The sequence below is a fragment of the Mucilaginibacter sp. GW821-FHT07G05 genome (genome assembly GCF_059418565.1).
Window position 1 is genome coordinate 14,665 of record NZ_JBWKQC010000014.1, and the last position, 15,253, is coordinate 29,917.

Annotated in this window: 12 protein-coding genes and 1 tRNA gene; 4 read left to right on the forward strand and 9 right to left on the reverse strand. The window is 41.3% G+C overall.

Features of this window, described 5'->3' with window-relative positions; all coding sequences use genetic code 11:
• Positions 1–14: 14 nt before the first annotated feature.
• The 4 genes from AC07NA_RS24575 to AC07NA_RS24590 form a co-directional block, all read right to left on the reverse strand.
• Positions 15–1,082 carry a DNA polymerase beta superfamily protein gene (locus AC07NA_RS24575; RefSeq protein WP_494900561.1) on the reverse strand — a complete coding sequence of 356 codons (1,068 nt, stop codon included), beginning with the start codon at positions 1,080–1,082 and terminating at the stop codon, positions 15–17.
• Complete coding sequence (locus AC07NA_RS24580) at positions 1,079–1,834, reverse strand: nucleotidyltransferase domain-containing protein (protein WP_494900563.1); 756 nt, start codon at positions 1,832–1,834, stop codon at positions 1,079–1,081. Before AC07NA_RS24580 ends, AC07NA_RS24575 begins: the two co-directional genes overlap by 4 nt.
• A gap of 728 nt (positions 1,835–2,562) precedes the next feature.
• Positions 2,563–4,146 carry a TROVE domain-containing protein gene (locus AC07NA_RS24585; RefSeq protein WP_494900565.1) on the reverse strand — a complete coding sequence of 528 codons (1,584 nt, stop codon included), beginning with the start codon at positions 4,144–4,146 and terminating at the stop codon, positions 2,563–2,565.
• Positions 4,147–4,642: 496 nt separating this feature from the next.
• Complete coding sequence (locus tag AC07NA_RS24590; RefSeq protein ID WP_345210419.1) at positions 4,643–4,828, reverse strand: hypothetical protein; 186 nt, start codon at positions 4,826–4,828, stop codon at positions 4,643–4,645.
• A 315-nt stretch (positions 4,829–5,143) separates the two neighbouring features.
• Here AC07NA_RS24590 and AC07NA_RS24595 point away from each other — a divergent pair, with 315 nt between their 5' ends.
• The 3 genes from AC07NA_RS24595 (at position 5,144) to AC07NA_RS24605 (ending at position 8,938) form a co-directional block, all read left to right on the forward strand.
• A complete protein-coding gene (locus AC07NA_RS24595) occupies positions 5,144–5,602 on the forward strand; it encodes a hypothetical protein (RefSeq protein WP_494900567.1) in 459 nt (152 codons plus the stop codon).
• 555 nt (positions 5,603–6,157) lie between these two features.
• Positions 6,158–8,044: a phospholipase D-like domain-containing protein gene (locus AC07NA_RS24600; RefSeq protein ID WP_494900569.1), complete on the forward strand. Its 1,887-nt coding sequence runs from the start codon at positions 6,158–6,160 to the stop codon at positions 8,042–8,044.
• Between the two features lie 9 nt (positions 8,045–8,053).
• Entirely contained in the window at positions 8,054–8,938 is an 885-nt protein-coding gene (locus tag AC07NA_RS24605) for a hypothetical protein (protein ID WP_494900571.1), read from the forward strand.
• Positions 8,939–9,129: 191 nt separating this feature from the next.
• Here the strand turns inward: AC07NA_RS24605 and AC07NA_RS24610 are convergent, their stop codons facing one another.
• On the reverse strand, positions 9,130–9,576 hold the full coding sequence (locus AC07NA_RS24610; protein ID WP_494900573.1) for a hypothetical protein: 447 nt from the start codon (positions 9,574–9,576) through the stop codon (positions 9,130–9,132).
• Positions 9,577–9,604: 28 nt separating this feature from the next.
• Positions 9,605–11,107, reverse strand: a complete 1,503-nt coding sequence (locus AC07NA_RS24615; protein WP_494900575.1) for an RtcB family protein — start codon at positions 11,105–11,107, stop codon at positions 9,605–9,607.
• Positions 11,108–11,466: 359 nt separating this feature from the next.
• Between AC07NA_RS24615 and AC07NA_RS24620 the strand changes: the two genes are divergently transcribed.
• A complete protein-coding gene (locus AC07NA_RS24620) occupies positions 11,467–12,513 on the forward strand; it encodes a helix-turn-helix transcriptional regulator (protein WP_494900577.1) in 1,047 nt (348 codons plus the stop codon).
• A gap of 59 nt (positions 12,514–12,572) precedes the next feature.
• On the opposite strand, the gene AC07NA_RS24625 is transcribed toward AC07NA_RS24620, so the two are convergent.
• From AC07NA_RS24625 to AC07NA_RS24635, 3 genes are all read right to left on the reverse strand, one after another.
• Positions 12,573–12,646, reverse strand: a tRNA-Ala gene (locus tag AC07NA_RS24625).
• 122 nt (positions 12,647–12,768) lie between these two features.
• On the reverse strand, positions 12,769–13,587 hold the full coding sequence (locus AC07NA_RS24630) for a tyrosine-protein phosphatase (protein ID WP_494900579.1): 819 nt from the start codon (positions 13,585–13,587) through the stop codon (positions 12,769–12,771).
• Positions 13,588–13,648: 61 nt separating this feature from the next.
• Positions 13,649–15,235, reverse strand: coding sequence for a SusD/RagB family nutrient-binding outer membrane lipoprotein (locus AC07NA_RS24635; protein ID WP_494900581.1), 1,587 nt, complete (start codon positions 15,233–15,235; stop codon positions 13,649–13,651).
• Positions 15,236–15,253: the final 18 nt, after the last annotated feature.

Consider the following 15,253-nt stretch of genomic DNA (forward strand, 5'->3'; position numbering starts at 1 on the left):
GTTAAGATTTAGCGTTAATCTATATAAAATCTTTCGCGTATGTCCACCAAAATGGTTTCTGCTATTTGAGCATCCGGTTTATCGGGCAAAGTACATTTTTCATACATCTCTTTTATCCGTTCCATTTTGTCTTCAACCATTTGCATCAGGTAATCAAACTCAAATTCGCCGTTACGTATTTTTAACAGAAAATCGCGATCCTCACGCTTTACTATTACCTGCCGGTACAATGCTATTTCTTCGGCCATATTTAACAGCCGAAAAGTGTGCATCATGTTTTTAGCATCGTAGCTTTTACCGTGCGATAGCGTATTCCGGTACCGCAGTTCATTCCTGTTATCCTCCCATTCGCGGTACTCTTTGTACTCGCGGCAGTAAACAGAATAGCTCTCCTTATTGAAATTCATTACGGCCATATGTTCCAAATTTTTAGGCACCGAACTTAACTGCACGTCATCGGCATCAGGGCCTGAAATAATGCCCTTAAACCGGCCTTCTGTTAATTGCTTTTGATGATATAACAGGTACACATTTCTGAAATGATCTAAGCTTACCAGCCCGCATTCTTCCTGGTTAAAGCCACATTCATTCAACCATTCGGTTAGCGGGATACTGCCATTGTTATGTACCACAAAACAGAAATCCAATACCGATTTACGTTCAGCATTCAGCGGCTTGTTGATCTTTTTGTTTAAGCCACGCGCTTTTTTTATTTGTGTTTGGGCATACCCGGCAAAAGTATCCAAGCATAGTTTTGATAAATAGTCTTCAGGCTTTATCAACTCCATTAATGGGTGCCGATATAATACATGCGCTTTAGGCGTACTCAACAACTCCAGTATGTTGGGGTTATTTTTGGTGAGTAATTCCAAAAAACGGCCTGTCTCAAAGTATACCTCATCATTGGTCGCATTCGCTATCTGATCTTGCCGCTCAAAACCGTATAGTTGTTTTTGAGGCATGATAAAGATCCCTTTCTTATCCACATCAGAACCGGTTATATTAAGATTATACGCTGTGCTGCCGCTGATGCAATCCAGTAATATCAAATCTTTTTGCTGCTTTAACTGCTCGTAAGTCATGGCCGGATGTATTTTCTGAAGATATTATTTAATTCATCGGGTTGCTTTCTTTCTGCCGGCAGTGTAGCTATACGCTCTTTGCATCCATTAAGTGTAGCCGTTAACCAATTGTTGAGTAGCTGCACAGGTGCTATCAATGCTTTTTCATCGGCTATTTTCTTCTTTTCCAGCAGCTCATCAATAGCTTGCTGAACGGTATTATCGCTTATCATAACCCTTAACTTTTCAAACTCCATTGACGGCACTGATTGTTTCTCCACTATCCACAGGCAGGCCAGTGCCGGGCGCAGGGCATAAAAGTAGCGTTTCAGCTTTACCTGTTCCGTTTGCAGATCATCCTTCAGCGTATTGTGCGCCATTGACAGATAATGGTTAGCACCGGAACGTAACGAAAAATATTCAGCCATCAGCTTACGCAGATCATCGGCAAAACCGTAATCATCGCGGTATATTATTGGCGATTGCAGCCATTCGTATAATGTACTGTTTGATTTCAGGAACAACTGTAACGTTTTTTTAAGATCCCAGCCGCCTATATCCAATACCTCGTTTACAGGCAGGCCAACATTGTCGGGCAGATCTGTTATGCCCAAATAATTGTTCATTGGGCGGGCATATATAAAGCGCACATCAAAATCACTATCGGGCGAGGCAAAGCCCCAGGCCCTGCTACCCGATTCGCAGGCGTACAGTATAGTTATATTTTCGGCCTGCTCCAGTTCGAGTAGTTTTTGTAATATTATTTCGTTCATAATAAATGGTATTATAACAAAATGAAAAAGCAATGATCGGCCTGTGTCTTTCAGGATTCGAACCTGCCCGCTTACGCGGTTTCACCAGCGAAGTATCACAAACCTACGGCATCTTTCATTAAGTATCTGTTAAAAAAGGGCAATAAACAACCGGTGATCTTTTTGCTAAACTACTAACGAAATTAATCGCCGGTTGGGGTTGAACCAACGTCTTTCTGCCTTGTGGCAGCATGTTCTAACCGATGTATCACACAGTTTACGGCACCTTTTTAAGGTTTAGGTATTTGTACGTTTAAAAGAAGAGCGACAGGCGCAAGAGGCTTTTGTTAAAAACGTGACGGGTTTCGAAGTAACTCCCGCTAACGGCATCTTCTTTATTCTTTAATATTTTAATTTAAAAAAGAAGGGTAAAAAGCAATAAGTCAATCTGCACTGTGCTCTATCCAGTTGAGCTACCCTTACGGGGACGGATTCGAACCGCCAACCCCAGTGTCCCTAATCGAAGTAAGACTTATTTACGACACCTTCTTTTATATTTTTACAAGGAGCAACAAGCGAACGCGGGATATTTGTGAGGAGTTGAACCCCATACAGTTACACTGTGCTGACCGCAGCGTTTTCAATTTGGTGCGAAGTAACCCGTTTCTACGGCATCCTTATATGCTTTAGTAAGCTGAAGGCAGAAAGCATAAAGCTTTTTGCTTTATGCTTTCCGCTTTCAGCTCAAATTATACTTCTATTTCATTAATAGCGTCCAGTGCCGAGTCGCCGTTTTCTATGGCGGCTAACACCTCAAAAACCTTATCGCTCCAGCCGGCTATCAGGTATACATCATTGCGCAATACTTGCAATGGCGCTTGCCCGTAGCCCTGCAAATCAAACAGGTAGAGTCTCGCGTTTGGCGATACCTCGGCCTTGTAGCGTAACCATAAGGTTTGTATATCGTCGGCAGTGTTGTTGCTGTTCCATAACTGGGCATCGGTAAACATAAATACCTTATCCATTTTTGCACGGCGCGTTAAAATATCCCTGATAACCAGGTAGCCATTGGTGCTGTAACCTACCTCGCCCTCGCGGCGATAAAACTCCTGTACGTTACCTAATATGTTGTTACGCGGTACAATTATGGTTTTCCATTTATCGCCAAACATACCTACCTCCACATTTTTGCAGCGGCTTTGCAACAGCATAGCCAGCATGAGGCCAACATCGTACAGCAAGATCTTGCTTTTGGCCGATACCGGTTTTTGCATCGATCCCGAAACATCGCACGCCAACAGCACACGGGTTTCGTGGTTAAAACCTTTAATATTGGCAGCACTGGCCTGCACAGCTTTTTCCAAAGCAGTCAGCATTTCGCCGGTGTAACCATTGCTGCTACCGTTTATTAAATTGGTTAGCTTGTTAACCAATTTTTGAGCAGACGTTTTAGCTGCCACAGGGTTTACCAGCTCGCGGTAAGCCGCCAGGTAACGAAACGGAAACTGCTTAGCCCTGGCCACCTCATCGGCATTAGCTATGCTGGCACATACCTTTTCAAAATGGGCATAGCTTACACCTGCCTGCTGTATGTTGCGCAGGTTACGCAGCAAGGCCATATAACCCAGCTTGCCGCTGTCTATCAACTCTTCCCACTTAGCGCGAAACGCTTCGGCCTTAGCCTCTTCGCTGTCAAAATTCAGCTGCCCCAATGCCGATAGTTCGGTTTCCCAGGTATAAGGCGTTTGCAGGTGGTTATTAGCTATTTTGTTAAACAGCACTTGCTGCAATTCGTCCTTTGCCTTTGGGTGCACCAAAAACAAGGCATCGCGCAGTTTAATGGCGCCATCGCGGTTATATTTACCAAACTGGTACTCATCAAAGCGGTTAAAGGCAGCCTGCAAACCCTTTTGCAATTGCTTGCTTAAGCGGTTCAGCTTTTTAGTGCCGGCACGCTTGTTCAGTAACTCGTAGCAGGCCAATAGCTCGGTAATTTCATCGGCACGACCGATTACGCCATCGGTAACCCGGGCAACCAGGTTATCGCCCGAGTGCAGCGCGGCCAATTCAGTAACCAACACCAGCGGTACCGAACGCATATACATCTTTGTACGGGCATACACCGCCAGCTTGCCCACAAAATCGGGCTTGCACTCATATATCAATTTGCGCAGACGGCTTAAACGCGCCTCGTCTTTTTCGTAAAAGGAATCGTTTAAGCTCCAGGTAACCACGGCGGTGTACAGCTCCATTTCGGGCGATAGCGTAAACGCTTTATCACCAGCGTGGTTGATTATCTGGCTTTTAAATTTGCTTAACAGGTTGAATTTCATTGTGAACCTCCTTTTTTCTTTATTGTTGATACAAAGATTACGAGGCACTGCGCAGTGTATTTGCGCAGATGAAATTATTTTGAATTATTTTTCCGGTTTTATAAAATGGATGGCATTTTCAGCTGTATATCTTTTGGCTGGCAATAGCGAATCGCATAGCTAACTCACCCGGTCTACGCTCCGCTGGACCACCCTCTCTACTTCGTAAAGAGGGCATAAGGAATAAAATATAAGGCTCTATTTTAAAGATTGCGTAAAAGCGATACCGAACGAAACAATGTCGAGAGGTGCGTAGAAATAATAGAAAATTTAGTAGTTAGCCTCTTGAGTTAGTGGCTATACGCCTTAACGTAGATGTTCATTAGCCAAAGCAATGAAACAGGCATATCAGGTCGGTACACAATTGTACGCAACAAAAAACCTTCTTTGCACAGCAGAGAAGGTGTTAGGGCGAAGCAAAGACCGGATGAGTTAAATTACAGCAGACACCTTGTAACTATTCAAACTGCAATTCCCATTTATTTTCGCCGCCGTCAACAACGCGAAAAATGCGCTTTTCGGCAGTAGCGTCACTGTCCGATGATTTTATAAGCACTACTTCATGATCGTGAAACTCCTCTGTTTGAGGTACCATTATGGCGGTTAAAGTATGAGGATCGCCGGGAACTGTTAAAGTTTTCATAGCATTTCAGGTTTAATTAATGTGTTAACAATGCAGGTGAAAATAAGTTTCGGTGGGTTTGGTTGATATTCGGCAGGTAAAGTTTAAATTAATTAAAAGACACACGCGGCACGCGTGCGCCGGCGATATTCAACAGGCAAGGCTTTTAAGCGGCGCGGTGATAACACCGACCGCAGGCTGAATTAATTAACATACACACGCGGCACGCGTGCGCCAGCCGGGAGATAATACTGTATGCAAGCTGAATATATAAACTTAAAGAAATGACTATTAGAACATTCATTGATTTCTATAACTTTAAAAAAGCAATCAAAGATGTTTGGTAAAAACAAGGAATTTATAAAAGTACCGGCATGGTATTATCCTACAGGAATAGTTTTAACAATCGTCATATTTATTGGCGCTATCATAATATCAAACCTGAGGTCGAGTGATTATAAGCCAATAATTGGTGATGAAATAATAAATCTGATCACCTTAACAGGAAATGAAGATTTTGGAGGTGGATTACGTGGAGCCGTTTTTTATAAGCCCAAAAGATTTATATATGAAGGTGTTCTGATAAGCATAGCTTGTCAGGATAAAAAAGATTTCGACAAGTTTGAAATTAATCCCGGCACTTTAACTTTTATCGATCACAACAACCTGAAATATAAGTTATCTGACCTGCGTTACCCCTTTCAAATTTTTAAAGGAAAAGATAGTATTATACATATTCAGAAAGGTAGCTGTAAGTTAAATTTCAAACTAACAGAATTTGAGGGCAATAAATGACCAACCTTAATTGCATTCATTTAAAATGAGTACTCGCTTCTAATTTTCAGGGCGTATCCCTACGGGCCGGGCTATACGTTCATACTGCGCAATGCCTTAGGCGCTTGGCCGGTATCCACTTCTATCCCTTACGCGAAAGTTTTAGATTGTGCAGGTGGCGAGACAGGGTGCCAATGATGCAGTGTGTTGATAAAAAAATGCAATTTTAAATGGTCACACTCGACACACGTGCGGCAAATAGAGGCTGAGTTTTTGCTTATTAATTTTTTTTTAATATTTTTAGTAAATCTAAATCTCACAATGCTCAACCTTAATATTAAGCAGTTAAATTTTTCTAAACGGTTATACCTAATTAAGAAGCCCCTCAAAGTATTTCGTTCATGCTTTATGAATATTCTTTGTTTTATGCCAGTGCTTTTATTTCCTTCACTTTTATCTAATTATTTTCTGACATAATTCTCATAATAAAACCGCTATATCATCAAGTTTGCCAAAAACGATGCTCGGTTGCAGTGAGCATCTCCGATATAAATAAAGATTGTAATATAAATAAACATGAATGACATCCTTACAAATGGCTCGGAAATTAAACAAAGAATTGTTTCTGAAGTAAATAATGCTAAACAATATATATACATTGCCATGGCTTGGTTTACTGATAGAGATATTGCGAATGCCATCATTACAGCGAAAAACAGGAATGTGATTGTCGACATTATCCTTTCTTCAAATGCTCAAAATGAAACTGTAAAGCAAATGTTCATTGATGCAAACATAAATGTTCACGCTTTTGAAACAGGCGATGAAAGGGGTCTAATGCATCATAAATTCTGTCTTATTGACAATAGAATAACAATCAATGGTTCTTACAATTATTCCTATAATGCAAGTAATAACAATGTTGAAAATATTCACGTATCAGATGATTCTACAACACATAGACAGTTTTTTGCTGAATTTGATCGATTAAAATATAATATTGATAACAACATACCTTTAAATACTACAACCCAGCCACCAAAAATCTTGGAACAAATTGAAACAGTAGACCCAGTTGATTCTTTTTCTCAGCAATTACATAACCTTGTTTATTTATCGGCACAAATTGACACTGAAGAATATAAAATTAAAGGCTATGAAAAGTCCAAGGAAAGTTTAGGAAGTGTCCCAATATTTAAAGCTGAATATAATAACATAAAGGAACAAATTGGGCTTTATGCCATAGACGATAGTTTAGGCAGTAAAAAAAACGTGTTAGCATCTAACATTAATATTGCTTTTGAAAGTAAAAAAGCCAATTTGGATATAGACAAGCAAAATCAAATCAATGAAATTAAAAGTTCCAATGAAATAGAAAAACGACATCTAAACGACAAGATTTCGGGATTTAAGTTAGAAAAATCTGTTTTTGAATCAGGCAATCAAAACACAGGTGTAAAAGGTTTGCTTCAAATCAATAAAGAAATTGAAATCAACAAGCTTGAAAAAAGAAATCTGGAGCAATCTTTTATCATACAACCATTTGCTACAATAGGAACAATTTTTCTCTCCATATTTTTAGCGGTATGTCTTTTTTACCTTTCAATCTTTTTTGCTTCCGCCTTGTACAAAGTATTCTTCGAGGGAGACATCATTCGTACATCGTTAGCTACAGGTGATACTCCAAAACTACCACAGCTTGTTGATGCAAACGCAATCATTAAGATTTTCAAACAGCAGGGTACTTTGTTTGGTGTTATTTCAGGTCTTATTTTTTTATTTCCGTTAGCATTAACCAATATGAAAGTGTTGACAAGCGACAAAAGGGTAATCAATGCATGTTTTTGGGTAGGATTGTTATTATTTGATATTTTAGTTTCCGCCATGGTTGCAATTAATACAAATAAAATTGAATCTCTGTTAAAAGGACAAGAACCAACAATGCAACTTTGGGAGGTTGTAAAACAAGGTGAATTTTACTTAATTTTCGTTTTTGGGATGTTACCTCTGTTTATAACTCATTACTTAGTCGATTATATAATAGATGCTTACCGAAAATCTCGAAAAGAAATAGTTGATGCTGAAAAGGCACGGAAATTACAAGTTCTCGAAGAGGATTCGATTGAATTAAATGCTAATAAGGATGCGCTCAATTCTCAGATAAATGCAACAGACGATAAAATAAACCAGGCTAATGATAAAATTCTAAACTTTGAGATAGAAATAAACAATCAACTTAATCAAATTGAAACTAAATATGCTGAACTAAATAGACGCACCAAAACTATATTTGATGAATATAATGCAAAAATAACAAGTGGTAAAATATTTACTGATGTAGTTCTTATTAGCATAATTTCTGCGTATAAAACTGGATTCATCGAATATCTGCCAAAATTTTACGCGGCAGAAGAAGTAGCTAATAGAGTTGTGGAAATTGAGTTAGCGATCATTAACAATTAAGACGAGTAAATGAAGAAAATCCTAATCGCTTTTTTAGCAGTAATTAGTATGGCTTCTTGCGGGCCGGAAATCCAAAATAAGCATTTGATTTATCAAAATATAATAATCATTTCCGATTTGTCTAATCGTATCGAAAATAAACGATTCCCTCAAAAAGACATTGCAGAAATCCATAAAATAGTTCAGTATTTCAAAAACGAATGTGTTAAACCGGGTGAAAAAATTGGAGATAAATCAAGCATTTCCTTTTCTACGTTTTCGGAAAAAAGCCTAATTAAAATTGATTTGGACACGATGAAAAATTTAGGAGACAAGCAAAGTTTTATAAATTCAACAGGGAAATATAAAACCCGCGGATTAGAGAATAAACTCGTAGATTTTGAGGATTCTGTAAAATCTGTTTATAATAAAATATCAAATCCTGGTTTAGATTTAATAAGCTTACTTACAGAGAAAATTGAAAATGAAGATATTCTAAAAGAAGACAAGGTTAAACCGGACGGAATTGACACGACTTACATTAATTTTGATAATCACATTTATATTTTCACAGATGGGTATTTAGAGTACAACTCTTTCGACAAACACCGAAATAGTCAATATTACTTTGGTCTTCCAGAGATAGATAAAGTTCGAAAATACTGTGTAACCAATAGCGTGAACATTGCTACTGCACTTGAAAAAGATAAGTCATTGGGTTTGCCAAATTCTAAAAACAAAAAAAATCAATACATAAATCTTCATATTTTGGAGACCCACGAACGAGACAAAGATACGAGGTTTCAAACCTACAAAAATCCTCAAGGTTTGAGAGACAACGAAATCATTGAAGCAGTTTGGACAAAATGGGCAAAGGAAAGCGGCTTTAAGAGTATTGAATGGAAAAAATATTGATATAATCTATTCCTACGCTGGCGCACGCCTGTGGCGTGTGTCTTCTCTCCCCATTCGCACCACCCGTTTATTCCAACAGCCCCCTGCGTTAAGGATTGAAGTGGATACCGGCCAATGCGCCCAAGGCCTGCGGGCGTATGAACGTAAAGCCTGACCCGAGGTACGAGGGGAACGCCCATGCATTCCCCTCATCAATCCTCCGGTTTCTCCATTGCATCGGCCCGGGTAAACCTGATATACTCGCGCTCCACCAGTTCAAAGTAGTTAGCTTCGAGGGTGCAGTGGCCAGGGTTTATGATACGGGCATGTTCGGGAGGATAGGCCCAGTCGCCATCCCAGCAGCAGTAATACTCTACATCGGCGGTAAGTGTTAACTCGTTCAGCAAATTGAGCAACGCTTGCGGCGAGGCCTTGCAATCCTGCCATTCGGGATCGTTAAACATATCGGAGTGAAACTCAAAATAGCACGAACAACCGGATGATGAACCTAAATAATACACATACGGCAAAGTGAATTTTTGTCGCAGATTAGTAAGTGCGTCGTCATCCGGCGTTTCTAAATTGAGCACCGTTACACCCGCAACGTACGCGGTAGTTGGTTGCGGAACGGCGGTAGCTATAAATACTGCATAACACATATTATTTACTTTATTGTTCAATACACCATCAATCCTCTGGTTTCTCCCTCGCGTCGGCCATGCGCACTATTCTTGGTTCAAATTTGGCCAGTACTTCTACCAGATCTGTTTGGGCGGCCATTACGGTATGGATGTCTTTGTAAGCCATTGGGGCTTCGTCCATATCGCTGCCCATGAGGGTGATGCGCTTATCAATAAGATTGGCGGCAATGGCGGCTTTGTCTAACGTTTTAAATGCAGCGCTTCGACTCATGGCCCTGCCCGCCCCGTGGCTTGCCGAATTAATTGACGCGGCATCGCCCTTACCGCGCACCAAAAAGCCGGGGGTACTCATGCTGCCGGGAATAATACCCAACACACCTTCGCCGGCCGGGGTGGCGCCCTTGCGGTGTACCATTACTTCGGTACCATCGGCCAGTTGCTCTTTCCAGGCAAAGTTGTGATGGTTCTCTATACGGGTGATCGGGTTAATGCCTAATGCACGGGCAATTTTGTTGTGTATTTCGTGGTGGTTGGCGCTGGCGTATTCACCGGCAAGGTTCATGGCTATCCAGTATTCCTGCCCTTCATCTTTATCCAAATCTAACCATGCCAAATGTTTGGCTTCGGCAGGGAGTTTGGTTTTGGAGATGGCAATTTTACTGTAATAGTCGGCCACGGCCCCGCCAAATCCGCGCGAACCCGAGTGTGAAAGCAATGCCAGGTACCTGCCTGCCGGGATGCCGGTTAAGGCACCTTCGGCAATGGTTAACTCGCCCCACTCCACAAAGTGGTTACCTGTGCCGCTGGTACCCAACTGCGCGTAAGCCCTGTCTTTCAACGTGCGGATCAGCTTGGTTTCGCCCCATGTTTTGCTATCAAACAATGAACTATCGAAGTATGATTTGGTAGTGCACCCTACCCCGAAATAGGTATTATCAACCAGTATTTCTTTCAATTTATCGGTTTCGGTATCTACGGCTTCGGCGGGTATATCAAACACGCTTAAACACATACGGCAGGCAATATCCACCCCAACAGCAAACGGAATTATCGTATTGGCCGTAGTAGCCAGCACCCCGCCAATAGGCAGACCATAACCCTGGTGCGCATCGGGCATCAGCGCCCCGGCAACGGCAATGGGTAACTGTATAGCGGTACGCATTTGCGCTAAAGCCCCTACCTCAATATGCTCCAATCCCCACACCGGGAAATCTACTATCTCTTCTTTCAGCTTAAAGTTGCTGCGTTGCTGCTTAACAAACTTGCCTTCTTTACGCAGGGCTATTACATCTTCGGCCAAGTTTTTAAACTTGCCACCTTTTTTAAGAGCGTAAGGTATAGGGTCGTTAATAAGGGCCTCTAAATTGGCCAGTATTTCGGCCTTGGGCATTACGCAGTGTTTTAGCAAACCATTGGCCACACGGCTAAAATTCACCAGTATATCAATTTCATTAATACCCAGCGCGTTTAATTCGCCGTTGCTTACTTTTTCTTTTTGCACCCCTGCTCCCTGAACGACGGCCGATGGGTTTGTATTTTGCTTTCTCATAAACGTGAGCTTGTAATTTAACAATTTAATAAGTCGCCGGGCCAAAACCCCTCGCCCGGTATTGAGCGAGGGGCGTTTGTGAACAGGTTTAGCCTTTCGACACTACAAAGAGAAACACCAACTACGCAGCGTATTTGCGCAGTTGAAAATAATTTGTAATCTTTAATCAGAATTTACTGGATTTTAGGATTTTCAGAATGTAATTTGTCTGGAACCGGAATTTATTGAATTTTAGAATTTACAGAATGCATGGTGATGATTAGCCTCTTTGTAATTCAGCAAATTCTTTAATCCTGTAAATTCTGATCATATGATTCAGGCAATTCTTTAATTCTATAAATTTTGGTTCAGACAACCTTATGCCCGTTAACCGCAACGCCCTTATCCGCTACCGCACTATAGACCAGTGCCTGCAAAACCGACACAAGAAATGGACGCTGGACGATCTTATTGATGCTTGCAGCGATGCTATCTACGAGTACCAGGGTATTGATACCGGCGTTAGCAGGCGAACCGTGCAGGCCGATATGGAGATGATGCGCAGCAACAAGCTGGGTTACGAAGCGCCTATTGTGGTGGTTGATAAAAAGTATTACACCTACAGCGATAAAAATTATAGTATAACCAATAGTCCGCTAAACCAGCAGGACATGCAGGTGCTGGGCGAAGTATCGGACTTACTGAAACAATTTAAGGGCTTCAGCCACTTTACCGACCTCAACGAGATGGTTAGTAAGCTGGAAGACAAGATATATACCCAAAAAACACAAAGCGCGCCGGTAATTGATTTTGAAAAGAACGATAACCTGAAAGGCCTGGAATGGATAGAGGTGATACGCAAGTATATTGTTGCCAGGAAAACCATGTGCGTAACCTACCAATCGTTCAGGGCACGCGAAGCCAGCACGTTTTGTTTTAGCGGATACCTGCTCAAAGAGTACCGTAACCGCTGGTTTGTATTGGGGGTATCGCACCAGCGCTATAAGCCCTTGCTTAATTTGGCGCTTGACAGGATACAAACCATCACCGCGCACGACGATGATTACATAGAAAATACCACTATAGATTTTTCAACCTACTATAACGATGTGATAGGCGTAACCAAATCACCCGGTCAGCGCGATGTAGAAGTAGTGTTTTGGATAGATGCCAAAAATGCCCCCTATGTAATAACCAAGCCCCTGCATCATACGCAAAAGCTGTTAAGTGAAAATGAAACAGGCAAAATATTCAGCATCCGTGTAATTATGAATTTTGAATTAGAGCGTGAGCTATTAGGCTTCGGCGCGAAGCTCCGTGTACTTGGCCCAAGGATATTGGTGAAACAAATTAAAAAGCAATTGCAAGAAACACTGGAAAGTTACAAAGCGCGGGAAGAGAAAGACGACATCAGCGCGGATAATTAATGATAAGCCGTAAAAAAAGGCTTTTAGATTTAACATCTAAAAGCCTGATTATTGGGGAGTGGAGAATATCGGAGTCGAACCGATGACCTCTTGCATGCCATGCAAGCGCTCTAGCCAGCTGAGCTAATCCCCCGTTCGGGTCGCAAATATATCATAAGTTCACAAATAATTAAAGCCGAATCTTAAATATTTTAAATAAGCGCTTATGTATATCAGGATCAGCTTTAGCGGCCGGCTACTTCTTTCCGTTTTATACTATTCTAAGTACTTGCTTTTTAAAACGGTTAGTTGTTTATCATCCAACTTTAATTGATTCTTCAAAAAGTTATCTACCGAACCATACTTTTTATTGATAGCCGCAAACGTTGCATCAAGGTATTCCTTTTTTGCACTTTGCATAGATACAGCAACACTCGGATCAATATGCATTGCCGACATGGCTTTTACACTACGTGCGTTATCTGCCTGGCGATAATAATCTGTAGCAACATAATCGGCAACAATAGTTTTGTAGGGTACACCAAGGCTGTATAAAAACAAAGCTGCTGCAATGCCTGTACGGTCTTTACCCGCCGTGCAATGAAACAGTAAACTTTGATCGTCCGGAACCAATAAAAGCTTATTAAAGAACGGCGTGTATCTATCTGCAAGGTAATTGGTGTTGCTATAAAAATTGATCATTACCGAGTCGCCGTTTACATTAGGCGCCATCATTATTTTACGCATCTTAATATTGATGCTATCGCTACCGGCAGGGCACAAAACATAATCAACCCCCGGGTTAAGCTTATCGGGCGCATCCTGTGCTTCTTCGTGTCCGCGCAGATCAACATCATAAGTAATTTTCCTGGCAGTCAGCACAGCAAGGTCGGCTTCGCTTAGTTTGCTTATATCGGCACTGCGGTAAACCTTACCCCACTTAACCGTTTTGCCGCTTTTTGTTTTGTAGCCGCCCAGGTCTCTGAAGTTGGCAGCTCCATTAAGTATTACGTGGCGTTTGGCGCTGTCTGCCACCTGTGCAAATACGGTTGTAGCACAGGCTACTATCACTAATAATAAAAAGGCCTTTTTCATACTGTATCAATTAAAAAACAGGGCTTGTTTTGGCAAGCCCTGTTTACATTTATAAAATAAATTATTTTGTTAACCAGGTATCCTGAGTTACGCTTTCGGTACCACCAAATTGGCTTTTAACCGAGGTTTGGTAGTTGGCGCTGTTGTTATTGATCTCGTCTAAAGGATACAACCAGCGTCTTGGCAATTTAGCGCCGGTATTTATACCTACACCACCTTCGCTAAATGCAGGTAAACCTGTTCTGCGATGATTCATAAAAGCTTCCCAGCCAGAGTTCATGAAGAAGGCTATGTATTTTTGCTGAAGTATTTGTGCAAGCGCTGTAGTTGAGTTTCCAACATTATAGGCCACGTTATTAAGAAACGCCGCGTTATCTGTGTTAACCGTGCCCAAGATTTTACCACCTACGTCAGAAACGCTTACGGTAGCAGTTGCATTACTTGTGTTAAGGCCAAAGTTAGCGAATGATGCGCTAATACCTTTATCATACCATGATTTGGCATCAGTTGCAGTAAGTGAAGGTACCCAGCCCCTGTTAACAGCTTCAGCAATGTTAAAGCACATTTCAGGATAACCAATAAATATAAAAGGCTCGGCAGTTGCACCAACGTTACTACCAAAATAACGGGCACCGTTAAAACCGGAGTAATTACCGCCTGTATTTAGCAGGGTTGCTAATGCTGTACCAGGATCTGCACCAACATAACTACTAAATGAAGCGATGTTACCACCGGTGACAGGTGTTGCTATTAAATAAGTACGGGGGTCTTGTGTTGATGTTGTAATATCCAACACGGTTTTGCTCACGTTCTGGAAATTATTATAAGAGTTGTTACCTGATGCAAACGGCGGGTATAGGTTAGAAGCAACAAACTTGTAAACCATATTATCGCTATTCGCTGTCATGATAGGATAAGTTGTTGAGTTACCAACAATTGACGCAAACTGGGTTTTAACATTAAGATCGGCATTGTCATCAGCTCTTTTGCTTAGGCTGATTAAAACCCTTAAACGATACGTATTTATTAGTTTTCTCCATTGCAGGTTGGTAAAGCCAAAAATGTCGCCTTTATCAAATACCACACCCGGTTGGGCATTGGTGGTTGCATTCATAATGGAATTGGCATCTTCAAGCAGAGCCAGGGAGTTTTTGTAAACATCCTTTTGCGAGTCAAACACCGGTAAAGGGAATTTAATAAAGTCACCGGCCTGGCTCATTGGGATATCACCCACACGCTGAGAAAGCCATATAGCAGAATATGCACGAAAGAATTTTGCTACAGCAAGATACTTACTGTTAGCGCCAAATTGCGCCTGCGCCTGTACCTCTAACTGAATGGCATATTTCAATATCTCGTAGCTATGGCCACTGTAACTCCAGCTATCTTCGTTGTTACCCCAATATTTATCATAGTTTGAAACCTGCATCTGGCCTGCTTTGTAAGCAATGAAATTGCTGCTGTTAAACGGCATCTCATCGGGCCTTATAAGGTTGGCAGTAATGTGGTTAAGGATAAGAGAAACCGGCACAACAGAGTTAGCGTTACCTGCGTTTGGGTTATCCGTAATATTGCCCTTTTGGCAGCCCGATACAAAAAGTACGAGCAGCAAACAAGCAGCATATATTTTAAAGGTTATATTTTTCATTTGAATACTATTAATCGT